The 25,152-nt window shown below is 64.8% G+C and carries 25 protein-coding genes; 4 read left to right on the top strand and 21 right to left on the bottom strand.

The window, feature by feature from the left end; translation table 11 throughout:
* From PHA8399_RS20315 to PHA8399_RS20235, 17 genes are all read right to left on the bottom strand, one after another.
* Positions 1-387 carry a YNQ4 family lipoprotein gene (locus PHA8399_RS20315; protein ID WP_058287912.1) on the bottom strand — a complete coding sequence of 129 codons (387 nt, stop codon included), beginning with the start codon at positions 385-387 and terminating at the stop codon, positions 1-3.
* Positions 384-2,402, bottom strand: coding sequence for an NADH-quinone oxidoreductase subunit NuoG (gene nuoG, locus PHA8399_RS20310; protein WP_058287911.1), 2,019 nt, complete (start codon positions 2,400-2,402; stop codon positions 384-386). The genes PHA8399_RS20315 and nuoG overlap by 4 nt, the downstream gene beginning before the upstream one ends.
* A gap of 3 nt (positions 2,403-2,405) precedes the next feature.
* A complete protein-coding gene (locus tag PHA8399_RS20305; RefSeq protein WP_058287910.1) occupies positions 2,406-2,810 on the bottom strand; it encodes a DUF5333 domain-containing protein in 405 nt (134 codons plus the stop codon).
* 101 nt (positions 2,811-2,911) lie between these two features.
* Positions 2,912-3,241, bottom strand: a complete 330-nt coding sequence (locus PHA8399_RS20300) for a hypothetical protein (protein WP_058287909.1) — start codon at positions 3,239-3,241, stop codon at positions 2,912-2,914.
* A gap of 32 nt (positions 3,242-3,273) precedes the next feature.
* Complete coding sequence (locus tag PHA8399_RS20295; protein WP_058287908.1) at positions 3,274-3,690, bottom strand: MAPEG family protein; 417 nt, start codon at positions 3,688-3,690, stop codon at positions 3,274-3,276.
* 6 nt (positions 3,691-3,696) lie between these two features.
* Entirely contained in the window at positions 3,697-4,995 is a 1,299-nt protein-coding gene (gene nuoF / locus PHA8399_RS20290) for an NADH-quinone oxidoreductase subunit NuoF (RefSeq protein WP_058287907.1), read from the bottom strand.
* Between the two features lie 6 nt (positions 4,996-5,001).
* A complete protein-coding gene (locus tag PHA8399_RS20285) occupies positions 5,002-5,229 on the bottom strand; it encodes a DUF5337 domain-containing protein (protein ID WP_058287906.1) in 228 nt (75 codons plus the stop codon).
* 44 nt (positions 5,230-5,273) lie between these two features.
* The gene (locus PHA8399_RS20280) at positions 5,274-6,443 is read right to left on the bottom strand and encodes an NADH-quinone oxidoreductase subunit E (protein ID WP_058287905.1); all 1,170 of its coding nucleotides are present in this window, start codon (positions 6,441-6,443) and stop codon (positions 5,274-5,276) included.
* An 82-nt stretch (positions 6,444-6,525) separates the two neighbouring features.
* Positions 6,526-7,749 (bottom strand): NADH-quinone oxidoreductase subunit D, encoded by a 1,224-nt coding sequence (locus PHA8399_RS20275; RefSeq protein WP_208856370.1) that lies wholly within the window; start codon positions 7,747-7,749, stop codon positions 6,526-6,528.
* Complete coding sequence (locus PHA8399_RS20270; RefSeq protein WP_058287903.1) at positions 7,749-8,354, bottom strand: NADH-quinone oxidoreductase subunit C; 606 nt, start codon at positions 8,352-8,354, stop codon at positions 7,749-7,751. Before PHA8399_RS20270 ends, PHA8399_RS20275 begins: the two co-directional genes overlap by 1 nt.
* Before the next feature lie 17 nt (positions 8,355-8,371).
* The gene (locus PHA8399_RS20265; RefSeq protein ID WP_027237089.1) at positions 8,372-8,905 is read right to left on the bottom strand and encodes a NuoB/complex I 20 kDa subunit family protein; all 534 of its coding nucleotides are present in this window, start codon (positions 8,903-8,905) and stop codon (positions 8,372-8,374) included.
* Positions 8,896-9,261: an NADH-quinone oxidoreductase subunit A gene (locus PHA8399_RS20260; RefSeq protein ID WP_024090668.1), complete on the bottom strand. Its 366-nt coding sequence runs from the start codon at positions 9,259-9,261 to the stop codon at positions 8,896-8,898. The genes PHA8399_RS20265 and PHA8399_RS20260 overlap by 10 nt, the downstream gene beginning before the upstream one ends.
* A gap of 234 nt (positions 9,262-9,495) precedes the next feature.
* Positions 9,496-10,278, bottom strand: coding sequence for a crotonase/enoyl-CoA hydratase family protein (locus PHA8399_RS20255; RefSeq protein ID WP_058287902.1), 783 nt, complete (start codon positions 10,276-10,278; stop codon positions 9,496-9,498).
* A gap of 20 nt (positions 10,279-10,298) precedes the next feature.
* The gene (locus PHA8399_RS20250) at positions 10,299-11,156 is read right to left on the bottom strand and encodes a hydroxymethylglutaryl-CoA lyase (protein ID WP_058288158.1); all 858 of its coding nucleotides are present in this window, start codon (positions 11,154-11,156) and stop codon (positions 10,299-10,301) included.
* A gap of 79 nt (positions 11,157-11,235) precedes the next feature.
* Positions 11,236-13,173, bottom strand: a complete 1,938-nt coding sequence (locus tag PHA8399_RS20245) for an acetyl/propionyl/methylcrotonyl-CoA carboxylase subunit alpha (protein WP_058287901.1) — start codon at positions 13,171-13,173, stop codon at positions 11,236-11,238.
* A gap of 90 nt (positions 13,174-13,263) precedes the next feature.
* The gene (locus PHA8399_RS20240; RefSeq protein WP_058287900.1) at positions 13,264-14,868 is read right to left on the bottom strand and encodes a carboxyl transferase domain-containing protein; all 1,605 of its coding nucleotides are present in this window, start codon (positions 14,866-14,868) and stop codon (positions 13,264-13,266) included.
* A gap of 76 nt (positions 14,869-14,944) precedes the next feature.
* A complete protein-coding gene (locus tag PHA8399_RS20235; RefSeq protein ID WP_058287899.1) occupies positions 14,945-16,474 on the bottom strand; it encodes an AMP-binding protein in 1,530 nt (509 codons plus the stop codon).
* Positions 16,475-16,623: 149 nt separating this feature from the next.
* Between PHA8399_RS20235 and PHA8399_RS20230 the strand changes: the two genes are divergently transcribed.
* Complete coding sequence (locus tag PHA8399_RS20230) at positions 16,624-17,226, top strand: OmpW/AlkL family protein (RefSeq protein ID WP_058287898.1); 603 nt, start codon at positions 16,624-16,626, stop codon at positions 17,224-17,226.
* Between the two features lie 96 nt (positions 17,227-17,322).
* Here PHA8399_RS20230 and PHA8399_RS20225 read toward each other — a convergent pair whose 3' ends face one another.
* Positions 17,323-18,483, bottom strand: a complete 1,161-nt coding sequence (locus tag PHA8399_RS20225) for an isovaleryl-CoA dehydrogenase (RefSeq protein WP_058287897.1) — start codon at positions 18,481-18,483, stop codon at positions 17,323-17,325.
* A 159-nt stretch (positions 18,484-18,642) separates the two neighbouring features.
* Positions 18,643-19,296 (bottom strand): DUF1236 domain-containing protein, encoded by a 654-nt coding sequence (locus PHA8399_RS20220; RefSeq protein WP_058287896.1) that lies wholly within the window; start codon positions 19,294-19,296, stop codon positions 18,643-18,645.
* Positions 19,297-19,460: 164 nt separating this feature from the next.
* On the opposite strand from PHA8399_RS20220, the gene PHA8399_RS20215 reads away from it, so the two are divergent.
* Positions 19,461-19,919 carry a CreA family protein gene (locus PHA8399_RS20215; protein WP_058287895.1) on the top strand — a complete coding sequence of 153 codons (459 nt, stop codon included), beginning with the start codon at positions 19,461-19,463 and terminating at the stop codon, positions 19,917-19,919.
* Here the strand turns inward: PHA8399_RS20215 and PHA8399_RS20210 are convergent.
* On the bottom strand, positions 19,907-21,100 hold the full coding sequence (locus PHA8399_RS20210) for a DegT/DnrJ/EryC1/StrS family aminotransferase (RefSeq protein ID WP_058287894.1): 1,194 nt from the start codon (positions 21,098-21,100) through the stop codon (positions 19,907-19,909). The two genes, PHA8399_RS20215 and PHA8399_RS20210, sit on opposite strands and share 13 nt — an antisense overlap.
* A gap of 79 nt (positions 21,101-21,179) precedes the next feature.
* Positions 21,180-21,842, bottom strand: a complete 663-nt coding sequence (locus PHA8399_RS20205) for an HAD-IA family hydrolase (protein WP_058287893.1) — start codon at positions 21,840-21,842, stop codon at positions 21,180-21,182.
* Between the two features lie 131 nt (positions 21,843-21,973).
* Here PHA8399_RS20205 and glmU point away from each other — a divergent pair, with 131 nt between their 5' ends.
* Together glmU and glmS are read left to right on the top strand one after the other, a co-directional pair.
* Positions 21,974-23,329, top strand: coding sequence for a bifunctional UDP-N-acetylglucosamine diphosphorylase/glucosamine-1-phosphate N-acetyltransferase GlmU (gene glmU, locus PHA8399_RS20200; protein WP_058287892.1), 1,356 nt, complete (start codon positions 21,974-21,976; stop codon positions 23,327-23,329).
* On the top strand, positions 23,329-25,149 hold the full coding sequence (glmS, locus tag PHA8399_RS20195) for a glutamine--fructose-6-phosphate transaminase (isomerizing) (protein WP_058287891.1): 1,821 nt from the start codon (positions 23,329-23,331) through the stop codon (positions 25,147-25,149). The genes glmU and glmS overlap by 1 nt, the downstream gene beginning before the upstream one ends.
* The last annotated feature ends 3 nt before the right edge of the window (positions 25,150-25,152 follow it).

The raw sequence follows: 25,152 nt of genomic DNA, 5'->3' as shown, positions 1-25,152 counted from the left end.
TCACACCGTGGGTATTCCGTTCGCCGCGCAATCCGCGACCACGACTTCGGCGTCGATGGTGCGCAGGCCGCGCGGCAGAGAGGGCGAAATCAGATAGACCGCATCAGCGGTCCGGCTGCCCCCTGCCTGTGTCAAAGTTGTGCGCACATGGCGCGCAAACCCGTAGCCCCGGATCAGCGCGTATTGCGCGGCGGCGCATTCCGCATAGGTATCGAGATCGCCGACCATGCGCGGGCCGCGCATGGAGACGTGAAATTGCACCAGATCGCCCTCCAGCAGGCTGGTTTCCACCCCTTCGTAAACCGGGGCGGGCCGCTCGCCTCCGCTGCCGGGCGCCATAGCGCAGGCAGCCAGCAGAAAGGGCGTTATGAGGGCAAAGCGGCTCATTCGGCGGCCAGTTTCCCGGTTGCGCGGGCTTTCACGCCGGCCGACAGCTCCGCCATCAGCGTCGAGGCGCGGGCGATCGGGTTGGTCAGGTAGAAATCCTTGACCGCCGGCAGGAAACCGGCGTTGCCGAGCTTGTCCTGCGTCAGCGGCTCGCCGTCCTTTTCGGCCACTTCGTCAATCCGCGCCAGATGCGGTACTTCGGCCACCAGGCTTGTGCGCAGCTGCGCCAGCGAGTCATAGCCCAGCTTGGCACCAGCTTCGGTGCTGAGCGCCCGCAGGATCGCCCAGTTTTCCTTGGCCTCGCCCGGCGCGAAAGCCGCGCGCATGGCCAGCTGGGGGCGGCCTTCGGTGTTCACGAACAGGCCGTTTTCTTCGGTGTAGGCGGCACCCGGCAGGATCACGTCGGCGCGGTGCGCGCCGCGGTCCCCGTGAGAGCCCTGGTAGATCACAAAGGCGCCTGCGTCAATTTCGACCTCATCGGCGCCGAGGTTATAGATCACCTCTGCCCCGTCGATGGCCGCTGCCATGCCGCCTTCGGTCACCGCGCCAATGTCCATCGCGCCGACGCGGGAGGAGGCGGTGTGCAGCACCAGCAGCTTGGAGCCTGTGTCCGCAGCCAGCTTTTGCGCGGCAGCCAGCACCGCCAGGCCGTCGGCCTCGCGCAGGGCGCCCTGCCCCACGATCACGAGGGACGGCGCGTCCTTGACGGCGCCGTAGTCCTTGTCCAGCAGGCTTTCCAGCGCGGCGCGGTCGGTGCCCACGTGGGTGTATTCATAGGTCAGGTCTGCCGGCTGGCCGACCAGGCCGATCTGCGCGCCGTTCAGCCAGGCCTTGCGGATGCGGGCGTTCAGCACCGGCGCCTCGTCGCGCGGGTTGGTGCCGATCAGCTGGATGAACTTGGCGGTGTCGATGTCCTCGATGGTGGCCGTGCCGGCATAGCCCGCGCGGTTGCCGATCGGCAGACGGGCGTTGTCGGTGCGGCATTCCACCTTGCCGCCCAGGCCTTCGACCAGCTGTTTCAGGGCAAAGGCCGCCTCAACCGGCACCAGGTCGCCGATCAGGCCCGCAACCTTCTTGCCCTTCATGGCGTTCGCCGCGGCAGCCAGGGCTTCCGGCCAGGTGGCGGGCTTCAGCTTGCCATCGACGCGCACATAGGGACGGTCGAGGCGCTGGCGGCGCAGGCCGTCCCAGACAAAGCGGGTCTTGTCGCTGATCCACTCCTCGTTCACGCCGTCGTGGTTGCGCGGCAGGATGCGCATCACTTCGCGGCCCTTGGTGTCGACGCGGATGTTCGAACCCAGCGCGTCCATCACGTCGATGGTTTCGGTCTTGGTCAGCTCCCAGGGCCGTGCGGTAAACGCATAGGGCTTCGACGTCAGCGCGCCCACCGGGCACAGGTCGATGATGTTGCCCTGCAGGTTCGATTGCAGGGTTTCGTTCAGGTAGGAGGTGATCTCCGCATCCTCGCCGCGCCCGGTCTGGCCCATCTGGGTGATGCCCGCGACCTCAGTCGTGAAGCGCACGCAGCGGGTGCAGGAGATGCAGCGGGTCATGGCGGTGCCGACCAGCGGCCCCAGATCCAGATCATCCACCGCGCGCTTGGGCTCGCGGAAGCGGGAGAAGTCGACGCCATAGGCCATCGCCTGGTCCTGCAGGTCGCACTCGCCGCCCTGGTCGCAGATCGGGCAGTCCAGCGGGTGGTTGATCAGCATAAATTCCATAACGCCTTCGCGGGCCTTCTTGACCATCGGCGAGTTGGTCTTCACCTGCGGCGCCTGGCCTTCGGGGCCGGGGCGCAGATCGCGAACCTGCATCGCGCAGGAGGCGGCGGGTTTCGGCGGGCCGCCGACGACTTCAACCAAGCACATGCGGCAGTTGCCCGCGATGGACAGCCGCTCATGATAGCAGAAGCGCGGGATCTCGACACCGGCCTCCTCACAGGCCTGGATCAGGGTCATCGCCCCATCCACCTCGATCTCGGTTCCGTCAATGTTGATCTTGCGGAGGTCAGACATGGTCTATTTCGCCCTCAGTAACACGCCGATCGCGCTGTTCTTTTCGATTTCCGCGCGGCCATAGGCGCAGAAGGTTTCCGGTTTGCCGTAATCCACGCCGTTCTGCGCCAGGAGCTTCTCTCCCTTGGCACGCATCCGGTCCTTTTCGGCATCAGATTCGATGTAATCGCGGATTTCCGCGTCCGTGTATCCCAACGCGTTTGCCCGCGCTTTGAGCCGGCGCAACTCGCCCAGCCCTTTCAGGTACCGGGGGGAGATACCGTCGCAGTAATCCGAAACTTCTTTCGCCACGGCGACGGCAAACAGCGGATCTTCGATTTCCTGCACGTCGCGCAGCGACGGCTTGGCCATCGCCGCAGCAGGCAGGGCAACAAAGGCGGACAGGGCAATGGCAATCAAGGCACGCATGACAGGGGACTCCTTCGATGTGAAAGCCCCCATGCGCGTGCATGCTGCGCTGCTATTCAATAGCAGACCGGCCTTCCGGCCCGGATATGCCTGAAATCCGCTCACGGGGTGCAGGTTCCCTGAAAGGTTGCGCGGCCATCGGTCAGGGTCAGCGGTGCTGCCTCATCCCTGGGGTCGATGGCCCAGGCGATACTGGAAGAGCCGTAGTTGACCACGCAGTAAGTCGTGCCGGCATGGGCCGCAGCCTCGCGCGCGCCCTTGACGGAGCGGTCTGCCCCCTTGATTTCAACGTAAAACACGGCCCGGTCCGTCTTCTTGTCGACGGGCTTGGCCTTGGCTTTGAACGGCACGCCGTCATACAGCTGGCGCTCCCGATTGCTGAGGGAGCTGCCGCAGGCCGTAACAAGCGTCATCGCTGCCAGGCACGCCATCGGCGCGGCGATCCGGTATGTTTTCAAAATGCTCAAAATACTGCCGCCAATGTCAAAAGCGCCAGGCCGCCTATGCAGGCCCAGCCAATCACGTAGAAAACCGACCGCAGCCCGCCGTGCGGTTTGCCGGCCCCGCGCAGGTGGATGACAATCATCACCATCCGCGACACCAGCACCAGCGAGGCCAGCAGGTTCACCCAGAACGGCGCCGCACCGGCCAGAATGGCCACCAGCGTCACGGTCAGGAAAGCCGGCAGCGTCTCGCAGCCGTTCAGATAGGCCCGGTTCAGCCGGTAGGCCTTGTCCGCATAATCCTCCCGCGGCGTGGCGCCGGGAGCGAGGCCCGCCTTCTGCTTGGCCAGCGCCGAAACCGGCGACAGCGCCAGGATGATCAGGGTAAAGATCACCAGCGCGGCCAGAGCGTGGGAATATGCGGCAAAAGCTTCCATCAAAAGTTATTCCGCCGCCATCGCGCCAATGCGGCCCGCTTTCTGGGCCTTGATGCGGTCTTCGATTTCCTCGCGGAAGTTCTTGATCAGGCCCTGGATCGGCCAGGCCGCCGCATCGCCAAGCGCGCAGATGGTGTGGCCCTCGACCTGCTTGGTCACGTCCCACAGCATGTCGATCTCTTCCAGCTCCGCCTCGCCTTTGACCAGACGGTCCATGACGCGCATCATCCAGCCAGTGCCTTCGCGGCAGGGCGTGCACTGGCCGCAGCTTTCGTGCTTGTAGAACTTGGACAGGCGCCAGATCGCCTTGATGATGTCGGTCTGCTTGTCCATCACGATCACCGCCGCGGTGCCAAGGCCGGAGCCCAGTTCGCCGCGCAGGTAGTCGAAGTCCATGAGCGCGTCGCGCATATTCTCGCCGCGCACGCACGGGACTGAGGAGCCGCCGGGGATCACCGCCAGCAGGTTGTCCCAGCCGCCGCGGATGCCGCCGCAATGCTTCTCGATCAGCTCCTCGAAGGAGATCGACATCGCCTCTTCAACCACGCAGGGGTTGTTGACGTGGCCGGAGATCGCAAACAGCTTGGTGCCCGCATTGTTCTGGCGGCCGAAGCCCGCGAACCAGTCGGCGCCGCGGCGCAGGATGGTGGGCACAACGGCGATGGATTCCACGTTGTTCACGGTGGTCGGGCAACCGTACAGGCCCGCGCCCGCCGGGAACGGCGGCTTCATCCGGGGCATGCCCTTCTTGCCTTCCAGGCTCTCGATCAGGGCGGTTTCCTCGCCGCAGATATAGGCCCCTGCCCCGTGGTGCAGGAAGATGTCGAAGTCCCAGCCGGAGCCGGCCGCGTTCTTGCCCAGGAGGCCCTGGTCGTAAGCTTCGTCAATCGCCGCCTGCAGCGCCTCGCGCTCGCGGATGTATTCGCCGCGCAGGTAGATATAGCAGGTATGCGCATTCATCGCGAAGGAGGCGATCAGGCAGCCCTCGATCAGCGTGTGCGGATCGTGGCGCATGATTTCGCGGTCCTTGCAGGTGCCGGGCTCCGACTCATCCGCGTTCACCACCAGATACGCCGGGCGGCCGTCGCTTTCCTTGGGCATGAAGGACCATTTGAGGCCGGTCGGAAACCCCGCGCCGCCGCGGCCGCGAAGGCCCGAGTCCTTCATGGTCTGAACGATCCAGTCGCGGCCCTTTTCGATGATGCCCGCGGTGCCGTCCCAATGGCCGCGCGCCTTGGCGCCCGCCAGCGTGCGGTCGTGCATCCCGTAAAGGTTGGTAAAGATCCGGTCCTGATCCTTCAGCATGTGTGCCTACCTTTGGCTGTCCCGGCGCATGCGCCAGAGTTGAAATATGTTGACCAGGGCATAGATCATGCCCGCCAGCGCGGCGAAGTCGAACAGCAGCGCATAGCGCCCCGGCAGCCCCAGCATGGGGCCGATGAACAGCGACAGCGCGACCCACAGCGAGATGGTCCCGGCAATCACAAGCGCGATGTGCCGGCCCTTTGCTGCAATGGCCTGGTCCTGTTCCCTGGTCATCTGTTCCCTATCACCCAAGCCCGGCCCCGGGGGCCGCGGCCTGATTATTCGTCGTCGTCGTAGATGTGCGATTCTTTGGCACGTTTCGCGAATTCGGTCTCATCGCCCACTTGCAGCCGCTTTGCCTGCTCAACCCAGCCATCGCGGGCGATCCGGCCCCGGAACTGCAGCCGGGAATCGACCCAGGCGATCTCTTCCTCGGTCCAGTCGGCGATCTGATCGAAGTGGTAAAAGCCAAGCTCGTTCAGCTTTGCCTCCAGCTTGGGGCCGACGCCCTTCAGCATCTTGAGGTCATCGGCCAGCCCGCCGCGGGCTTCCTTCAGAAGCTCCGGCTCGCTTTCCTCGGTTGCCTTGGCCGCAGCCCCCTCGGGCGAGGAAGGCTCAGCCGCATCGGATTTCTTCGACGGCGCGGTCTTGACCGCTTCCGCTTGCCGGGCTGCGGGAAGCGGGGCTTCGGGCGCCTTGGGCGGCTGGCCCTCGGCAGCGCGGCCGGCAACGGTGCCGTCCTTGCCGATCCAGGGCGTCAGCAGCGGCACCTCATCGCCCTGAATGCGCTTGATGCCGTCCTTGACGTCCATCGCCAGCTGCGCGCTGGCATTGTACTGCGTCTTGCCGCTGTCGAACTCGGTCAGCGAGGTGAGGCCGGACTTCGGCTCAGCCGCGTAACGGCCGTTCTGCGGGCCGGGCGCGACCAGCTGGCCGGCCGCCAGATCGTCCAGCAGCTTGGCAAAGCCCTCTGCCGTCAGATCCTCGTAATAATCCTTGCCGATCTGCGCCATCGGGGCATTGGTGCAGGCGCCCAAGCACTCGACCTCTTCCCAGGTGAACTTGCCGTCCGCCGACAGGGTGTGCGGCTTCTCGGCAATCTTTTCCTGGCAGACCGCGATCAGGTCCTCTGCCCCGCAGATCATGCAGGACGTGGTGCCGCAGATCTGCACATGCGCAACGGAACCAGTCGGTTGCAGCTGGAACATGAAGTAGAAGGAGGCAACTTCCAGCACCCGGATATAGGCCATGCCGAGCATGTCGGCGATGGCCTCGATCGCGGGCTTGGAAACCCAGCCTTCCTGCTCCTGCGCGCGCCACAAGAGCGGAATGACCGCGGAGGCCTGGCGGCCCTCAGGATATTTGGTGATCTGCGCCTCAGCCCAGGCCTGGTTGGCCGGGGTGAAGGCAAAGCTGTCGGGTTGTTCTGAGTGGAGACGGCGCAGCATCAGATCACCTTTTCGAGGGAGTTGCCCGCGCGGATGCCTCCGGCGGGAGTATTTTTAGAAAGATGAAAAGCGGCAGGCTGGCTCACCGGTCGATCTCCCCGAACACGACGTCCATGGTGCCGATGATGGCGGCGACGTCGGCCAGCTGGTGGCCCTTGGCAATGTGGTCCATCGCCTGCAGGTGCAGGAAGCCCGGCGCGCGGATCTTGGAGCGGTAGGGTTTGTTGGAGCCGTCCGCCACCAGATAGACGCCGAACTCGCCCTTGGGCGCCTCGACGGCGGCGTAGACCTCGCCTGCCGGGACGTGGAAGCCTTCGGTGTAAAGCTTGAAATGGTGGATCAGGCTTTCCATCGAGGTTTTCATGTCGCCGCGCTTGGGCGGGGACAGCTTGCCGCGGGCCACCACGTCGCCGGTGGCGTCGCGCAGCTTGGCAATCGCCTGGCGGATGATCGAGGTCGACTGGCGCATCTCTTCCATCCGGCAGAGGTAGCGGTCGTAGCAGTCGCCGTTCTTGCCGATCGGCACCTGAAACTCGAACTCGTCATAGCATTCATAAGGCTGCGCGCGGCGAAGGTCCCAGGCGAGGCCAGAGCCGCGCACCATGACGCCGGAGAAGCCGTATTCCTGGATCTCCTTCTCGGTCACCACACCGATATCGCAGTTGCGCTGCTTGAAGATGCGGTTTTCTGTCAGAAGGCCGTCGATATCATCCAGCACCTTAGGGAATTCCATCGCCCAGAGGTCGATATCATCCAGCAGGTCGTCCGGCAGGTCCTGATGCACGCCGCCGGGGCGGAAGTAGGCCGCGTGAAGGCGCGCGCCGCAGGCCCGCTCGTAGAAGATCATCAGCTTTTCGCGCTCTTCAAAGCCCCACAGCGGCGGGGTCAGCGCGCCGACGTCCATCGCCTGCGTGGTGACGTTCAGCAGATGGTTCAGCACCCGGCCGATTTCCGAGTAGAGCACCCGGATCAGCTGGCCGCGGCGCGGCACCTCGGTGCCGGTCAGCTTCTCGATGGCGAGACACCAGGCGTGCTCCTGGTTCATCGGCGCCACATAGTCGAGGCGGTCGAAATACGGCAGGTTCTGCAGGTAGGTGCGGCTTTCCATCAGCTTTTCGGTGCCGCGGTGCAACAGGCCGATATGCGGGTCGCAACGCTCGACGATCTCGCCGTCGAGTTCGAGCACCAGACGCAAAACCCCATGCGCCGCAGGGTGCTGCGGGCCGAAGTTGATGTTGAAGTTGCGGATCTTCTGCTCGCCGCTCAGCGCGTCGACGCTGCCGTCGTCAAATTTGGAGCCGTCCATCATTGCGCCCCCTCCTTCTCGTCGCCAGGCAGGATGTATTCGGCACCTTCCCACGGGGACATGAAATCGAACTGGCGGTATTCCTGCACCAGCTTCACCGGCTCATAGACCACGCGCTTCTGCGCCTCGTCATACCGCACCTCGGTATAGCCGGTGGTCGGGAAGTCCTTGCGCAGCGGGAAGCCGCGGAAGCCGTAGTCGGTCAGGATTCGGCGCAGGTCCGGGTGGCCCGAGAACAGGATGCCGAACATGTCGTAGACTTCCCGCTCGAACCAGTTGGCCGAGGGGTGCACCTTCACGATGGAGGGCACCATCTCATCCTCGCGCACGGCGGCGCGCAGGCGGATGCGCTGGTTCCGGTACATCGACAGGAAGTGATAAACCACGTCGAACCGCTTGGCGCGTTCCGGGTAATCCACCGCGGTGATGTCCACCAGGGTTGAAAACTTGCAATTCGGGTCCGATTTCAGGAACTCCACCAGACCGGCGATGTTCGAGGGCGTCACGTCAATGGTCAGCTCGTCAAAGGACACGCTCCAGGCCACCACGCAATCGGGGCGTTTGGCTTCGATCTGGGCGCCAAGCTCTTTCAGTGCTTCAGTCATGTTTTCTCCGCCCTTCCTCAGCGCACCAGGGTGCCGGTGCGGCGGATCTTGCGCTGCAACTGCATCAGCCCGTACAGCAGCGCCTCAGCCGTCGGCGGGCAGCCGGGCACATAGACGTCAACCGGCACAACCCGGTCGCAGCCGCGCACTACGGAATAGCTGTAGTGGTAGTAGCCGCCGCCGTTGGCGCAGGAGCCCATCGAGATCACGTAGCGCGGCTCGGGCATCTGGTCGTAGACCTTGCGCAGGGCCGGCGCCATCTTATTGGTCAGGGTGCCTGCGACGATCATCACATCCGACTGGCGCGGCGAGGCGCGCGGTGCGATGCCGAAGCGTTCGGCGTCATAGCGCGGCATCGAGGTGTGCATCATCTCAACCGCGCAGCAGGCCAAGCCAAAGGTCATCCAGTGCAGGGAGCCAGTACGCGCCCAGTTGATGATGTCCTCGGCCGAGGTGAGCAGGAAACCCTTGTCCTGAAGCTCTGCATTCAGGGCCCGGGTGACAACTTCCTTGTCCACACCAGCGGTGTTGGCTCCGGTCATCACTGCCATTCCAGGGCCCCTTTCTTCCACTCATAGGCGAATCCGATGGTCAGCACGCCCAGGAACACCATCATCGACCAGAAGCCGGTGTCGCTGATGTCCTTGAAACCGACGGCCCAGGGAAACAGGAAAGCGATTTCCAAGTCGAAAATAATGAAGAGAATCGACACCAGATAGAACCGGACATCGAATTTCATACGGGCATCGTCGAAAGCGTTGAAACCGCATTCGTAGGCGCTGACCTTCTCCGGGTCCGGGTTGCGGACCGCCAGCACAACGGCTGCCAGGATGAGGACAATCCCCAGGCCTGCCGCGACGGCCAGGAAGACCAGGATCGGCAGGTATTCCCTCAACATCTCTTCCAAGAGCAGCTCCTTTCCCCGGCGGTTTCCCGCGCGACGTCAATTGGCGTGTTGATTTGGAGTGTGTCTACCCCTCCGCCCCTACAGCGTCAACTAAGGCAAGGTTAAACAACGGGGTTTGTGACAGGAAAAAGCACAGCCGCAACGCTGATGTGATTTCTTAGTGATTCCATAAGAAAAGCGGCCGCAACGAAAGCTGCGGCCGCCCTCCAAAAATGTATCGGCAATGCCGGTTTTTCAGGCTTGCCAGACGGGTTTGCGCTTCTCGAAGAAGGCGGTGATGCCCTCGCGGGCCTCCTCCCCCTCCCAGCGCTCCACAAGCGCCTTGATTGTATGGTCGATCACCGCATCGTCCAGCCGCGGCCCCAGGTCGCGGGCGAGCTTCTTGGCGGCGGCCACAGCCCCCGGCGCGCAGTTGAGATAGGGGGAAACCTCCGCCTCGACCGCCTCGTCCAGTTGGTCCGCCGGAACCGCCTTGGCCAGCAGGCCCAGCTCCACGGCCTCGTCCGCGCCGAACAGCCGCGCCGACATGAACACGCGGCGCGCTTTGGCCTCGCCCATGCGGGCAATCACATACGGGCCGATTGTGGCGGGAATCAGCCCCAGCTTGGTCTCAGTGAGGCCCATCTTCAGATGATCCGCGCCGATGGCCACATCGCAGACCGAAGCCATGCCGACGCCGCCGCCGAAGGCATTGCCCTGCAGCGCGCCGATCACCGGCTTGGGCAGGGTGTTGAGCGCCATCAGCATCTCTGCCAGCACCCGCGCCTCGCGGCCGCGGGTTTCGGCGTCCGCATCCATCTGCTGGCGCATCCAGCCCAGGTCGCCGCCCGCGCAAAAGCTCTTGCCCGCGCCGGTCAGCACCACCACGCGCACAGAGTCATCCGCGGCCAGCCGCTTTGCCGCCAGGGTCAGCTCCTGCAGCATCTGGCCGGACATGGCGTTGTGCTTGTCCGGGCGGTTCAGCGTCAGAGTGCAGACGCCGCGGGCGTCGGTTTCCAGGGTGATCGTTTCAAACATCTTGTGTCTCCGCTGAGTTCTTACTGCAAGCCACGCATGGCGCGGGCCATCGCGGCGGCCTCGTCCAGCACATCCGCGTCCAGGCCGGTGTGATAGCCCAGCTCCGTCAGGCGCTTGTGCACCGCTTCGGTGGCCACATTGCCCGCGGCCCCCGGCGCGTAGGGGCAGCCGCCAAGGCCGCCCACGGCGGCATCGAACACCCGCACGCCAAGATCCAGCGAGGCCTCGATATTGTCCAGCGCCCTGCCCGCGGTGTCATGATAATGGCCGGCAAGGCGCCCGACCGGAACCTGCTGGACCACGGCCCGCAGCATTGCCGAGATCGTTTCCGGCGTGCCCTGCCCGATGGTATCGCCCAGCGAAATCTCATAGCAGCCCAGCTCGAACAGCCGGCGCGCCACCTCTGCCACCTTCTGCGGCGGGGTCGGCCCGTCAAACGGGCAGTCGGTCACGCAGGACACATAACCGCGGACCGGCAGCCCCATGTCCTTTGCCGCGTCCAGAATGGGCAGAAAGCGGGTGATGCTTTCCTCGATGGTGGCGTTGATATTGGCCTTGGAGAACCCTTCGGAGGCGGATGCAAAAACAGCGATCTCATCCGCCTTTGCCGCCACAGCATCCTCAAACCCGCGCATGTTGGGCGTCAGCGCCGCGTAGCGGACGCCGGGGGCGCGGGTGATGCCGGCCAGCACCTCTGCGCTGCCCGCCATCTGCGGCACCCATTTGGGCGACACGAAACTCGCCACCTCGATCCGCTTGAACCCGGCGCGGCTCAGGCAATCGGTCAGCGCCACTTTCTCGGCCACCGGAATTTCGCGTTTCTCATTCTGCAGCCCGTCGCGCGGACCGACCTCGAAGATCTCGGCAAACTCGCTCATGAAACGCCCCTTCGGCTTCATCTTTCCCAAAATACTCAAATCCCTGCGGGGGCGGCAGACGCGCCGCCCCGGACCCGGGTCAGCTGTCGTCTTCTTCCAGCCGCACCAGCGCGGCCCCCGCCTCGACCTGGTCGCCGGCCGAGGCCAGCACCTCCGCGACAACGCCATCGCGCGCCGCCAGCAGCGAGTGCTCCATCTTCATGGCTTCCAGAACGGCAAGCCGGTCGCCCTCTTTCACCGCCTGGCCCGCTTCGGCAAACACCGCCTTGACCAGGCCCGGCATCGGCGCCTCAACCACGTTCATGTCGCCGCCCGCGGCAGCAGCGCGGTCGAGCGGGTCCACCACGGTGAATTCCAGCCCGTAGGCATCATGCACGGTGATCAGGGACCCGGACTGCGAGACTGTTGGCATCCGGCGCTCGCCGATGCGCCACTGGCCCTGGCTGCGCTCGGCCAGGACGGTATCGCCGTCAATGGTCCACAGCTGCCGATCGGGCCCGTCCACCTGCACATCGGCGGTGAACTCCTCGCCCGCATGGGTCAGGGTCACAGCGCGGTGCAGCGGCGTCCACAGGCTGAAGCCGGTGTGCGCTGCGGCCTCCACTAGGTCCAGCGCCACCATGCCCGCCGCCGCCTTGTGGCGCAGCTCGACCTGCGGCGCGGCCACCAGAGCGTCCAGATCGCGGGCGATAAGGCCGGTGTCCACCTCGCCATTGGCAAACCCCTCATGCGCGGCCAGCGCGCCAAGGAACGCCAGGTTGGTGACGGTGCCGCCGACCTCGGTGTCCTCCAGCGCGCGCGCCAGCCGCGACAGCGCCACTTTGCGGGTAGAGCCATGCACGATCACCTTGGAGATCATCGGGTCGTACCAGGGGCTGATAGTGTCCCCTGCCCGCACCCCGCTGTCGGCGCGGGCCTCTGCCGGGAAGGACAGATGGGTCAGGGTGCCGGTTGCGGGCAGGAAGCCCTTCGGCACATCCTCCGCATAAAGCCTTGCCTCAAACGCATGGCCGGTGATGGTGAGGTCTTCCTGCTTGGCGGGCAGGCTCTCCCCCGACGCCACGCGCAGCTGCCATTCCACCAGATCGATGCCGGTGATCAGCTCGGTCACCGGATGCTCCACCTGCAGGCGGGTGTTCATTTCCATGAACCAGAAGCCATCGGGGCGCAGCCCGCCGGAGCCGTCGACGATGAATTCCACCGTGCCCGCGCCCTTATAGCCAATGGCTTCGGCTGCGCGCACGCCGGCCTCGCCCATCGCCTCGCGCATCTCCTCGGTCATGCCGGGCGCCGGGGCTTCCTCGATCACCTTCTGATGGCGGCGCTGCAGCGAGCAGTCGCGCTCAAACAGATGCACCGCCTTTTCGCCGTCGCCAAAAACCTGAACCTCGATATGGCGGGGCTGCTGAATGTATTTCTCGATCAGGACGTCGGCGTTGCCAAAGGCCGTGGTCGCCTCGCCCTGCGCGCTTTTCAGAGCGTCGGCAAACTCTTCCGGCTTCTCAACCAGCCGCATCCCCTTGCCGCCGCCGCCGGCCACCGCCTTGATCAGCACGGGATAGCCGATCTTCTCGGCCTCGCCTGCCAGGAACTCCGGGTCCTGGCTGCTGCCGTGATAGCCCGGCACCACCGGCACGCCGGCCTCCTCCATCAGCGCCTTGGCGGCGTCCTTGAGGCCCATCTTGCGGATTGCATCCGCCGACGGCCCGATGAACACGAGGCCTGCGGCCTCCACCGCCTCGACGAATTTCGGGTTTTCCGACAGGAAGCCATAGCCCGGGTGGATCGCCTGGGCGCCGGTTTCCCGGGCCACCCGGATGATCTCGTCGCCCTTCAGGTAGCTGTCCGCCGGGGCCGGCCCGCCGATGTGCACTGCCTCATCCGCCAGTTGCACATGTTTTGCGGCCGCATCGGCGTCGGAATAGACCGCCACCGTGCGCACGCCCATGGCGCGGGCGGTTTCCATCACGCGGCAGGCGATTTCGCCGCGGTTGGCAATCAGGATCTTGTCAAACATGGGGTTGGTCCTTTGTCTGGATCTCTGGACCGGGGGCTTCCTGCCCCCGGACCCCCGGGGATATTTCTGGCCAGAAGAAGCGCCCGGCGCTTACATCCGGAAGACGCCGAATTTGGTCTCTTCAATCGGGGCGTTCAGCGCCGCGCTGAGCGACAGAGCCAGCACGTCGCGGCTCTTGCGCGGGTCGATGATGCCGTCGTCCCAAAGGCGTGCCGAGGCATAAAGCGGGTGGCTCTGCTCCTCGAACATCTCGATGGTGGGGCGTTTGAATTCGGCCTCTTCCTCAGCGCTCCAGCTGCCGCCCTGGCGTTCGATAGCGTCGCGTTTGACGGTTGCCAGCACGCCTGCCGCCTGCTCGCCGCCCATCACAGAAATGCGGGAGTTGGGCCAGGACCACAGGAACCGCGGCTGGTAAGCCCGGCCCGACATGCCGTAGTTGCCCGCCCCGAAGGAGCCGCCGACCAGCATCGTCACCTTCGGTACATTGGTGGTCGCCACCGCCGTCACCATCTTGGCGCCGTGGCGCGCGATGCCTTCGTTTTCGTATTTGCGGCCCACCATGAAGCCGGTGATGTTCTGCAGGAAGACCAGTGGGATCTTGCGCTGGCTGCAAAGCTCGATGAAATGCGCGCCCTTCTGGGCAGCTTCCGAGAACAGAACGCCGTTGTTGGCGACGATGCCGATCGGGCAGCCCTTGAGGTGGGCAAAGCCCGTGACGAGCGTTTCCCCGAAGCGCGGCTTGAACTCGTCAAAGCGGGAGCCATCCACCAGCCGCGCGATCACCTCGCGGATGTCGTAAGGCGTGCGCAGGTCGCCGGGCACCACGCCAAGGATTTCCTCTGGGTCATAGGCGGGTTCCTCGGGGCTGGCCCAGTTCACCGTCAGCGGCTTGGTGATGTTCAGCGATTGCACCGCGCGCCGCGCCAGCGCCAGCGCGTGGGCGTCGTCCTCGGCCAGGTAATCGGCCACACCGGAGAGGCGCGTGTGCACGTCGCCGCCGCCCAGGTCCTCGGCGCTGACGACCTCGCCCGTGGCAGCCTTCACCAGCGGCGGGCCCGCGAGGAAGATGGTGCCCTGCTCCTTCACGATGATGGTGACGTCCGACATCGCGGGCACATAGGCGCCGCCCGCGGTGCAGGAACCCATGACGACCGCGATCTGCGGGATGCCCTTGGCCGACATCCGCGCCTGGTTGTAAAAGATGCGCCCGAAGTGGTCGCGGTCGGGGAAGACCTCGTCCTGGTTGGGCAGGTTGGCGCCGCCGGAATCGACCAGATAGATGCAGGGGAGACAGTTCTCCTCGGCAATCTCCTGCGCGCGCAGGTGTTTCTTGACCGTCATCGGGTAGTAGGTGCCGCCCTTTACGGTGGCGTCGTTGCAGACCACCATGACCTCCTGCCCGTGCACCCGGCCGATGCCCGCGATCACGCCCGCCGCAGGTGCTGCGCCGTCATACATTGCGTGTGCCGCGGTGGCACCGATTTCCAGGAACGGGGAGCCCGGATCCAGAAGGTTCGCCACCCGGCGGCGCGGCAGCATCTTGCCGCGGCTTTCATGACGGGCGCGGGATTTCTCGCCGCCGCCCATGCGCGCGGCCTCCGCCGCCTCGCTGATCTGCGCAAGGGCCGCCAGATGCGCCTCGCGGTTCTGCTTGAAGCCTTCCGAGGAAGGCATCGCCTTGGATGTGAGTTTCATGTCCACTCTCCCGTTATAGGGTTGAGATCTTTGTTCCCGGTTGGCGCAGCGTGCGCCGGGTATGCAACACCGCGGGTCATTGCGCGGTCTCCCCCGCAGCCCGCGCCTTTAGCTCCTTGCGGATCACCTTGCCGGTCACGGTCATCGGCAGCGCGTCGAGGAACGCCACTTCGCGCGGATAGGAATAGTGCGCGAGCCGGTCCTTGACGTAGTCCTGCAGTTCCTTTTCGGAGGCTTCGCCCCCTGCCTTCAGCACCACATAAGCCTTGACGATTTCCGTCCGCAGCGGATCCGGCTTGCCGACCACGCCCACGGTCGCCACCGCCGGATGGGTCAGCAGGCAATCCTCGATCTCCGCCGGGCCGATGCGGTAGCCGCCGGAGGTGATCACGTCATCCTCGCGGCCGACAAAGCGCAGGTATTCCCCTTCCCAGATGCCGCGGTCGCCAGTCACCAGCCAAGGCCCCCGGAACTTGGCGGCGGTCTCCTCGGGCCGGTTCCAGTATTCCAGCAGCATCGAGGCGGAGCCGCGGCGGATGGCGACATCGCCCTCGTCTTGCGTGGGGTTGCCCGCCTCGTCGATCACCGCCAGTTCGTGCCCCGGCACCGGCTTGCCGATGCAGCCCGGGCGCGGCTCGAATTCCGCCGCACAGGACGAGGCCACCATGTTGCATTCGGTCTGGCCGTAGAATTCGTTGATCGTCACGCCCAGGCGGCGCCGGCCCCAGGCGAGCATCTCTGCGCCCAGGGGCTCTCCGCCGCTGGCAACCGAGCGCAGGCCGTCGAGCCCCTGCCCCGCTGCCTTGAGCATCCGCAATGCGGTTGGCGGGAAGAAGATGTTGCGCACCCCGGCCTTGGCGATCAGACCGGCGCAAGCCTCCGGTGTGAACTTGTCCAGCCGCGCGGCAACCACCGGAATGCCCAGCGCCAGGCCCGGCATCAGCACGTCGAACAGCCCGCCGATCCAGGCCCAGTCGGCAGGGGTCCAAAGGACATCGCCCGGCTGGCCCAGGTGGTCATGGCTGATGGCAACCCCCGGCAGGTGGCCGGTCAGTACCCGGTGGCCGTGCAGCGCGCCCTTGGGGCTGCCGGTGGTGCCGGAGGTGTAGATCAGAACGGCCGGGGTTTCCGGCGCGGTACCGGCGAAGGGGACTGGTGCGCCCTCCAGCCCGGCGCTGTCCGCGATCACCGCTTCGGCCAGATCTCCCAGAAGGCCGGCGCCCTCGGCATCGGTGAAGACGAAGCGCACGCCCGCGTCACCGGCACGCGATGCCAGCGCATCATGTTTGAACAGCTTGAACAGCGGCACCGAGATGCCGCCCGCCTTCCATATGGCCAGATGCGCGGCCGCACACCAGGGCGACTGGCTGAGCAGTACTCCGACACGGTCGCCGGGCTGGATGCGGGTCAGCAGATAGCGGGCCAGCCCGTCAACCATGGCGCCCAGCGCGCCAAATGTAATGTCGCGCCGCGCCGCGCCGGTCATGTCGATAATCGCGGTCTTTTCAGCCGGCTGCGCCAGGCATTGCGCCGCCATGTTCAGCCGCTCCGGCAGGTCCCAGCTGCCATCCGGGCGAAGTCCAGGAATGTTACAAGCATCATGCATATTTAGGTATTCCTGAAACGCATGGCGGCCATGCAATTTTTCACTGGATTTTCAATAGCAAAGCGATCCAGCCCTTGATCCAGATCAGAGTTTTCCGCCGCTCCATGGGGCACCACTGCGGGGTAAACACAAGAAAAGGGACGCACCCGATGAAACGCATGGTTTCCGCTTTGGCACTGACTTCTGCCCTCGCCGCCCTGGCCGGCCCCGCGCTGGCCCAGCAGCAAGGCGACTGGACCGTTGGTGTTGGTATCGCCAACGTCAACCCGAAATCCGGCAATGGCACCCTGGCTGGCGCCGCCGCGGATATCGACGATGGCACCGCGCTGTCGCTGACCGTTGAATACTTCTTCCGCGACAACTGGGGTGTCGAGCTGCTGGCAGCCTCGCCGTTCGAGCACGACGTCCGCCTGAACGGCGCTTTTGCCGCGTCCGCCAAGCAGCTGCCGCCGACCCTGTCGGTCAACTACCACTTCCCGACCGCCGGCAAGGTCAAGCCGTTCGTGGGCCTGGGCCTGAACTACACCACCTTCTTCGAGGAAGAGACCGCGCTTGGCACGCTGGACCTTGACGACAGCTTTGGTGTGGCGGTCAACGCCGGTGCCGACTACCAGATCTCCGACAATGGCGCGCTGCGGTTCAACGTGCGCTGGATGGACATCGACACCGACGCGACCCTGAACGGCGCCAGCATCGGCACCGCAGAGATTGATCCGGTTGTCGTGAACCTCGCTTACGTGCACCGCTTCTGATCCTTAGTGACCTGGTTCCGGTCTGGCGGCTGACCTCGTGCCGCCAGGCTTGTTTCAAACCCCGCGCCTCCCTCAAAGGCGCGGGGTTTTCTTTTGTTACATAGTGCCCATCAGCTCGCGGCCGATCAGCATCCGCCGGATCTCGCTGGTGCCTGCGCCGATTTCCATCAGCTTGGCATCGCGGAAGATGCGGCCGACCGGGTTGTCGGACAGGTAGCCCGCGCCGCCGAAGGCCTGCACCGCCTGATGCGCCTGGGTCATCGCCACCTCGGAGGCATAAAGGCAGCAGGCCGCCGCGTCCTGGCGGGTCACGGTTCCATTGTCGCAGGATTTCGCCACTTCATAGACATAGGCCCGGGCGGAGTTCATCGCCGTGTACATATCGGCAATCTTGGCCTGCATCAGCTGGAAGTTCCCGATCGGCTGGCCGAACTGCTTGCGCTCCGCCATGTAGGGCATCATCTCATCCATGCAAGACGCCATGATGCCGAGGCCGATGCCCGCCAGCACCACACGCTCATAATCCAGGCCGGACATCAGAACGCGCACGCCCTTGCCCTCTTCGCCCAGCACGTTCTCGAACGGGACTTCCACGTCCTCGAACACCAGTTCAGCCGTGTTGGAGCCGCGCATCCCCAGCTTGTCGAAATGCTTGGAGGTGGAGAAGCCCTTCATTTCCTTTTCGATCAGGAAGGCGGTGATCCCCTTGGAGCCCGCCTCCGGGTCGGTCTTGGCATAGACCACCAGCGTGTCGGCATCCGGGCCGTTGGTGATCCAGTACTTGTTGCCGTTCAGGCGGAAGTGATCGTTACGCTTTTCGGCACGCAGCGACATGGACACCACGTCGGATCCCGCGCCCGCCTCGGACATTGCCAGCGCGCCGACATGCTCGCCCGAGATCAGCCCGGGCAGGTATTTCTGCTTCTGCTCGGCGTTGCCGTTCAGCTTGATCTGGTTGACGCACAGGTTGGAATGCGCGCCGTAGGACAGCGAGACAGAGGCCGAGGCCCGGGCGATTTCCTCCACCGCGACAGTGTGGGCCAGATAGGACATGCCCGCGCCGCCGAATTCTTCCGGCACTGTAATGCCCAGCAGGCCCAGCTCGCCCATTTCCTGCCACAGATCGGCAGGGAATTCGTTTTTCTGGTCAATCTCCTGCGCCATCGGCTTGACGCGGTCCTGCGCCCAGCGGTGAACCACATCGCGCAGGGCGTTAACATCCTCACCAAGATCAAAACTCATGCTTGCGTTGAACATCCCGCAGATCCTCCAGGGCACAGCCGATTATATGAACAGTTGTTCAATTCAATAGACGACCACATGATTCGCGTCAATCGCATTGACCCGGGGTGCTGGCGCGCGCACGAAAACGGGCAGCCCGCCAGGGCCGCCCGCAATCAAAAGATATCAGTAAAATCAGCGGACCACGTGGATCACGGTGCGGCTGTCCGCCTCCACCAGAACCGGCAGGCCGTTCAGATAAACGTAACGGAAGTTCGAGTCCGGGATGTCTGTCAGCTGGACTTCTTCCGGGATGACCACGCCAGTCACCACTTCGCCCTGCACATACACCGGTTCGGTCGCGTTGGTGCGCACATAGGTCACCACTTCCTCGTCCGGCACAGCTGCTTCACCTGCGGCAGCCCCGGCGATCGCGCCGGCAACAACCCCGGCCGGGCCTGCAATCAGACCGCCGGTGATGGCACCGCCGATAGCCCCCAGCGGCGCATCGGCTTCACCGGTGTTTTCATAGGTCACGGTGGTGACTTCGACCGGGCTGTCCTTGGCGACAACCGGAATGTATTTCTCGGTAACGGTTTCGGTCAGATACTCGCCATAGGCCCAGCCTTCAGCACCGTCATAGCCGACCTTGCACCAGTTGCTCTGCTCAAGGCAGCCGTCCAGTTTGACAGCGCCGTCTTTGGAGATAACACCGATGATTTCGTGCTGCGGTCCGGGGCCTGCGCGCAGGTTCAGGTCGGTCACGGCCTGCACTTGGGCGCCGGCCCAAACCGGTGCAGCCAGCAGGGCCAGGGCAGATGCGGTCAGGGCGCGTTTCGGCGTAAACATAGTAGTCTCCTCTTCCATTTCCTGTCTGCGGCGCCTCAACGCGCCGTTGAGCAGGAGTAACTCCACCCGCGGAAAAAGGTTCCATGGATCCTTCCCCGCTTCTGCGCGTAAGTAATGATAAGGCGGGCGCACCCCGCACCGCCCGATAGAATCAGGAGATTTTCATGAAACGTTCGAACCGCGCCCTGGCTGCCGCATTCTGTATGCTGAGCCTGCCCGCCGCCGCCGAGGAGATCGGCCAGATCGGGGTCGACTGGGTCGGCAATGACATTGTGATCGAGGCGATCTCCGACCCCAAGGTCGAGGGCGTCACCTGCCACATCGCCTATTTCGAGCGCGGGTTGATCGACCGCCTGTCCAAAGGCAACTGGTTCGAGGATCCCTCCAACGCCTCGCTGGCCTGCCGCCAGACCGGGCCGATCACGCTGGGAGATATCGACCGCAGCGATGACGGCGAGGACGTGTTCCGGGAGTCCCGGTCCATCATCCTCAAGTCGCTGCGGGTCAAGCGCCTGTTTGATGAAGCCAACCAGACGCTGATCTATGTCGCCCACGCGGCTGAGCTGACGGACGGCTCTGCCAAGGTCTCGATCTCGACCGTGCCGCTGTATCAGCCCGACTGATAAACGGCGGAAACCTCGGCGCGGATGATCCGGGCGATCTGGGCGCAGTCCTCCAAGCTGAAGGTCAGCGGCACCCGCATGTCGATGATGCCTGCCAGGATGCGATCGCTTTGCGGCAGCCGCGGGGTGTCCGCATAGCGCCAGCTGTCATAGCGGGAGGTGAAGGCGACAGGCTCCGGCGTGCCGAACCATTTCAGTTCCACGCCGCGGGCGGCGCAGCGGCGGACAACCTCCTGCACGGCGTCTTCGCTCCAGTCCAAGAGAAGGAACTGGATGGAGGAGCCGACATAAATCTCTTGCTTCGGCCGCTCCACAACCGTCAGGCCGGGCGTTCCGCGCAGGCCGTCCTCCACCGTGCGGTAGCGGTCGTTCCAGCGCTCGACCTGGGTATCCAGGTCGCGCAGCTGCGGCCGCAGGATTGCAGCGCGCAGGTTGTCCATCCGGCCAGAGATGTTGGGGGTCTCGTATTTCACCCGCTCGAACACCTCCGGCCCCGGGGCTGCCAGGTGGCGGCCAAAAAGCATGTAGGAGCCGGACATCATGATGGCGCGGGCGGCGATTTCATCGTCATCGGTGACAAGCAGCCCGCCCTCGCCCGAGTTCACATGCTTGTAGGTCTGGCAGGAGTAGCAGCCGACCGCACCATGGCGGCCCGACAGCACCCCGTTCCAGGAGGCGCCCATGGTGTGGGCGCAATCCTCGATCACGGTGATGCCGGCAGCGTTGCAGATCTCCATCAGCCGGTCCATGTCACACAGATGCCCGCGCATGTGCGACAGCATCAACACCTTTGCCTGATCCGCCTTGGCGGCAAGGTCATCCAGGTCGATGGTCAGGTTTTCCGTCACCTCGACAAACAGCGGCTCCGCCCCGACGGAGGCGATGGAGCCCGGCACCGGCGCCAGGGTGAAGGCGTTGGTCAGCACCTTGTCGCCGGGCTTTACCCCGACCGCCCGCAGCGACGTCGCCAGCGCATAGCCGCCGGAGGCAACGGCCAGGCAGTATTTCGCGCCCATCTGCGCCGCAAATTCCTGTTCCAGCAGCGCGGTTTCGCCCGCTTCGCCCTCAGCCACGTTGTACCGGTGCAGCCGCCCGTGGCGGAGCACGGCCAGCGCAGCCTCGATGGCGTCTTCGGGGATGGGTTCCTGCTGGGTGAAAGACCCGGTAAATGTCTCGCTCATGCGGCGTTTGTGAGCCGCGGGCGGTCAGCGGTCAAGAGGCAAGCCGGACAGACGGTTTTCCCGAAACTGAGTTACGGGATCACGCAATCAGCCGGCCCGCGACCTCCGGCAGATCCTCGAACCGGTGCAAGAGCGCCTCGGGCTTCAGGGCTGCCATGTCTTCGCCCGAGGGGCCAAAGGTCACCAGCACTGACGGCACGCCCGCATTGGCAGACGTGTTGCGGTCAGTGTCGCTGTCGCCCACCAGCAGGGTGCGGGCCGGATCGCCGCCTGCGCGGCGGGCGGCTTCGAACAGCGGCGCGGGGTCGGGTTTGCGCACCGGCAGCGTGTCCGCCCCGACCAGCGAGGCAAAAGCTTCGCGCACGCCCAGGCTGCGCATCAGCTGATCCGCCAGCCCCTCGGGCTTGTTGGTGCAGATGCCGACGCCAAAGCCTGCGGATTTCAGCGCCTCCACCGCCGCCATCGCGCCCGGATAAAGCACGGTGTGATGGTCGATGGCGTCACGGTACGCCTCCAGCAGCACCGGATAAAACTCGTCCACCGTGGCCGGGTTGAATTGACCGGCCCGTTTCAGACCTGCGGTCAGCATCGTCCGGCCGCCGCGCAGGGCAATGCCTGCATCGCCGGGATGGCTCAGCACATCGCCCAGACCCATCTGCCGGAAACAGAAGTTGGCCGCGGCCAGCAGATCGCCCGACGTATCCGCCAGCGTGCCGTCCAGATCGAAGATAACTGTCCGCATTCCCTGCCCTTTCGGCACTTTTCCGCCGCCGCATGTTGCAGGCCGCAATCTAGTTTGATGGCGCCATCCCTTGCGCCCCGCCTGTTAGCGGATAAAACGGGAGCGCTAAAAAGACAAAGAGAAAAGCGATTATGAGCATTGCCCTTGTCATCCTGGCGGCCGGAAAAGGCACGCGGATGAACTCCGACCTCCCCAAAGTCCTGCACCCGATCGCCCAGGCACCGATGCTGGAGCACGCGATGGCTGCAGGCCGGGCGCTGGCGCCGGAGCGCACCATCATCGTGGCAGGCCACGGGGCTGAGGCAGTGCGCGCAGCGGTGTCAGAGATTGACGAAGACGCCGAGGTAGTTCTGCAGGAAGAACAGCTTGGCACCGCGCACGCGGTCGACCAGGCCCGCGCCGCGCTGGCCGGGTTCGAAGGCGATGTGGTGGTGCTCTATGGCGACACGCCCTTTGTCAGCGCCGAAACCTTGGAACGCATGGTCGAGGCCCGCCAGCGCGCCGATCTGGTGATCCTGGGGTTCGAGGCCGCCGACCCGGGCCGCTATGGCCGTCTGGTGATGGATGGCGACAGCCTGGAGCGGATTGTTGAGTTCAAGGACGCCACTGAGGCGGAGCGCGCCATCTCCTTCTGCAATTCCGGCCTGATGGCTGGCAAAGCCAGCGCGATCTTTGATCTGATCGCCAAGGTCGGCAATGAGAACGCCTCCGGCGAGTATTACCTGACCGATCTGGTCGAGCTGGCCAGGCGCGAGGGCTTGAAGGTGACCGCCGTGTCCTGCGACGAGGCGGAGACGCTGGGCGTCAATTCCCGCGCCGAGCTGGCACAGGCCGACGCGCTGTTCCAGGCGCGCGCCCGGGCAGAGCTGCTGGAGCTGGGCGTCACCCTGATGGCGCCTGAAACGGTTTACCTCGCTTTTGACACCTTCATCGGCCGCGACACGGTGATCGAGCCCAACGTGGTTTTCGGCCCCGGCGTGACGGTGGAAAGCGGCGCGCTGATCCGGGCGTTCTCGCACCTGGAGGGCTGCCACGTCAGCCGCGGCGCCAAGGTCGGTCCTTATGCCCGCCTGCGCCCCGGCGCGGAACTGGCGGAGAACACACACATCGGCAATTTCGTCGAAATTAAGAACGCCGAGATTGCCGAAGGCGCCAAGGTGAACCACCTTAGCTATATCGGCGATGCCTTTGTCGGCGAGGCGGCCAATATTGGCGCAGGGACGATCACCTGCAACTATGACGGGGTGATGAAGCACCGCACCGAGATCGGCGCCCGTGCCTTTATCGGGTCGAACACCATGCTGGTGGCCCCGGTCCGGATCGGCAATGAAGCGATGACGGCGACCGGCGCGGTGGTGACAAGGAATGTCGAAGACGGCGACCTGGCCATTGGCCGCGCCGAACAAACCAACAAACCGGGCCGCGCGCGCAAGCTGATGGAGATGCTGCGCGCCAAGAAGGCCCGCTTGCAGAAGGGAGCCAAGTGATGTGCGGAATTGTCGGCGTTCTCGGTAATCACGAAGCCGCCCCGATCCTGGTCGAGGCGCTGAAGCGGCTGGAATACCGCGGCTATGACAGTGCGGGCATCGCCACCGTGAACAATGGCACCCTGCGCCGCCGCCGCGCGGTCGGCAAGCTGGTGAACCTCAGCGACCTCCTGGTGCATGAGCCGCTGGCCGGCAAGTCCGGCATCGGCCACACCCGCTGGGCCACCCATGGCGCGCCGTCGGTCAGCAACGCCCACCCCCACCGCGCCGGCGCGGTGGCCGTGGTCCACAACGGCATCATCGAAAACTACAAGGAACTGCGTGCAGAGCTTTTGAACTGCGGCATGGAGTTCCGCACCGAGACCGACACCGAAACCGTTGCCCTGATGACGGAACGGTATCTGAAAGAGGGGCTTACCCCCGTTGATGCAGCCTTTACGACGCTGAACCAGCTGGAGGGCGCCTTTGCACTCGCGTTCCTTTTTGACGGCGAGGAGGATCTGATCATCGCCGCCCGCAAGGGCTCGCCGCTGGCGATCGGCCATGGTGACGGCGAGATGTTCGTGGGCTCCGACGCCATCGCACTGGCACCGCTGACCGACCGGATCACCTATCTGGAGGAAGGCGACCGCGCTGTTGTCACCCGCGCGGGCGCGGAAATCCGCAACGCGCATGGCGACCTGGTGAACCGCGAGACCAAAACCATCCAGATCGACGCCGTTCAGGTCGACAAGGCCGGCCACAAGCATTTCATGGCCAAGGAAATCGCCGAGCAGCCGCAGGTGATTGCCGAGGCAATCCGCCATTACCTGCCGGTCGAGGAAGACACCGTGCGGCTGCCCGGCGAGGTCGACTTCTCTCAGGTTGATCGGCTGACCATGGTGGCCTGCGGCACCGCCTATTACGCCTGCGTCACCGCGAAATACTGGTTCGAGCAAATCGCCAGGCTGCCGGTTGAGGTCGATATCGCCTCGGAGTTTCGCTACCGCGAGCCGCCGGTCCCCGCCAAGACGCTGGCGCTGTTCGTGTCCCAGTCGGGCGAGACCGCCGACACCCTGGCCGCCCTGCGCTACTGCAAGGAAAAGGCGGATAAGATCCTGTCTGTGGTCAACGTCCCCGAAAGCTCCATCGCGCGGGAAAGCGATCTGGCGCTGCCGATCTTTGCCGGGCCGGAAATCGGCGTTGCTTCCACCAAGGCCTTCACCTGCCAGCTGACCGTGCTGTTGGCGCTGGCGCTGAAAGCGGCCTGCGACCGCGGGTATCTTTCGCCCGAGGACATGGCCGGTTACGCCACCGCCATCCGCGGGCTGCCCAACGTGCTGTCCGCCGCGCTGGAGCAGAACGAGGCGATCCGCCAGGCCGCGCAGAAGGTCAGCGAGGCCCGCGACGTGCTGTTCCTGGGCCGCGGCCTGATGTACCCGCTGGCGCTGGAAGGCGCGCTGAAGCTCAAGGAAATCAGCTATATCCACGCCGAAGCCTATGCCAGCGGCGAACTGAAGCACGGCCCCATCGCCCTGATCGACAAGAACATGCCGGTGGTGGTGCTGACGCCGCGGGACTCGCTGTTCGACAAGTCTGTCTCCAACATGCAGGAAGTCCTGGCCCGCAAGGGCAAGGTTCTGATGATCTCCGACCAAGACGGGATTGACGAGGCCGGCGACGACGTCTGGTGCGCAATCCGGATGCCGAAGGTCAAGGAGGCGCTGTCGCCGATCCTTTATGCCATTCCTGCACAGCTCTTGGCCTATCACACCGCGGTTGCCAAAGGCACCGACGTGGACCAGCCGCGCAACCTGGCGAAATCGGTGACGGTGGAGTGACCA

The sequence above is a fragment of the Leisingera aquaemixtae genome, from assembly GCF_001458395.1.
In the GTDB taxonomy this organism is placed as follows: Bacteria; Pseudomonadota; Alphaproteobacteria; order Rhodobacterales; family Rhodobacteraceae; genus Leisingera; species Leisingera aquaemixtae.
This window is presented reverse-complemented; position numbering and strand designations above follow the sequence as displayed.

Coding starts and splice junctions, on each gene's coding strand:
- PHA8399_RS20315 (WP_058287912.1), bottom strand. CDS start 387: ATGAGCCGCTTTGCCCTCATAACGCCCTTTCTGCTGGCTGCCTGCGCT.
- nuoG (WP_058287911.1), bottom strand. CDS start 2,402: ATGTCTGACCTCCGCAAGATCAACATTGACGGAACCGAGATCGAGGTG.
- PHA8399_RS20305 (WP_058287910.1), bottom strand. CDS start 2,810: ATGCGTGCCTTGATTGCCATTGCCCTGTCCGCCTTTGTTGCCCTGCCT.
- PHA8399_RS20300 (WP_058287909.1), bottom strand. CDS start 3,241: ATGGCGTGCCTGGCAGCGATGACGCTTGTTACGGCCTGCGGCAGCTCC.
- PHA8399_RS20295 (WP_058287908.1), bottom strand. CDS start 3,690: ATGGAAGCTTTTGCCGCATATTCCCACGCTCTGGCCGCGCTGGTGATC.
- nuoF (WP_058287907.1), bottom strand. CDS start 4,995: ATGCTGAAGGATCAGGACCGGATCTTTACCAACCTTTACGGGATGCAC.
- PHA8399_RS20285 (WP_058287906.1), bottom strand. CDS start 5,229: ATGACCAGGGAACAGGACCAGGCCATTGCAGCAAAGGGCCGGCACATC.
- PHA8399_RS20280 (WP_058287905.1), bottom strand. CDS start 6,443: ATGCTGCGCCGTCTCCACTCAGAACAACCCGACAGCTTTGCCTTCACC.
- PHA8399_RS20275 (WP_208856370.1), bottom strand. CDS start 7,749: ATGGACGGCTCCAAATTTGACGACGGCAGCGTCGACGCGCTGAGCGGC.
- PHA8399_RS20270 (WP_058287903.1), bottom strand. CDS start 8,354: ATGACTGAAGCACTGAAAGAGCTTGGCGCCCAGATCGAAGCCAAACGC.
- PHA8399_RS20265 (WP_027237089.1), bottom strand. CDS start 8,905: ATGGCAGTGATGACCGGAGCCAACACCGCTGGTGTGGACAAGGAAGTT.
- PHA8399_RS20255 (WP_058287902.1), bottom strand. CDS start 10,278: ATGTTTGAAACGATCACCCTGGAAACCGACGCCCGCGGCGTCTGCACT.
- PHA8399_RS20250 (WP_058288158.1), bottom strand. CDS start 11,156: ATGAGCGAGTTTGCCGAGATCTTCGAGGTCGGTCCGCGCGACGGGCTG.
- PHA8399_RS20245 (WP_058287901.1), bottom strand. CDS start 13,173: ATGTTTGACAAGATCCTGATTGCCAACCGCGGCGAAATCGCCTGCCGC.
- PHA8399_RS20240 (WP_058287900.1), bottom strand. CDS start 14,868: ATGAAACTCACATCCAAGGCGATGCCTTCCTCGGAAGGCTTCAAGCAG.
- PHA8399_RS20235 (WP_058287899.1), bottom strand. CDS start 16,474: ATGCATGATGCTTGTAACATTCCTGGACTTCGCCCGGATGGCAGCTGG.
- PHA8399_RS20230 (WP_058287898.1), top strand. CDS start 16,624: ATGAAACGCATGGTTTCCGCTTTGGCACTGACTTCTGCCCTCGCCGCC.
- PHA8399_RS20225 (WP_058287897.1), bottom strand. CDS start 18,483: ATGTTCAACGCAAGCATGAGTTTTGATCTTGGTGAGGATGTTAACGCC.
- PHA8399_RS20220 (WP_058287896.1), bottom strand. CDS start 19,296: ATGTTTACGCCGAAACGCGCCCTGACCGCATCTGCCCTGGCCCTGCTG.
- PHA8399_RS20215 (WP_058287895.1), top strand. CDS start 19,461: ATGAAACGTTCGAACCGCGCCCTGGCTGCCGCATTCTGTATGCTGAGC.
- PHA8399_RS20210 (WP_058287894.1), bottom strand. CDS start 21,100: ATGAGCGAGACATTTACCGGGTCTTTCACCCAGCAGGAACCCATCCCC.
- PHA8399_RS20205 (WP_058287893.1), bottom strand. CDS start 21,842: ATGCGGACAGTTATCTTCGATCTGGACGGCACGCTGGCGGATACGTCG.
- glmU (WP_058287892.1), top strand. CDS start 21,974: ATGAGCATTGCCCTTGTCATCCTGGCGGCCGGAAAAGGCACGCGGATG.
- glmS (WP_058287891.1), top strand. CDS start 23,329: ATGTGCGGAATTGTCGGCGTTCTCGGTAATCACGAAGCCGCCCCGATC.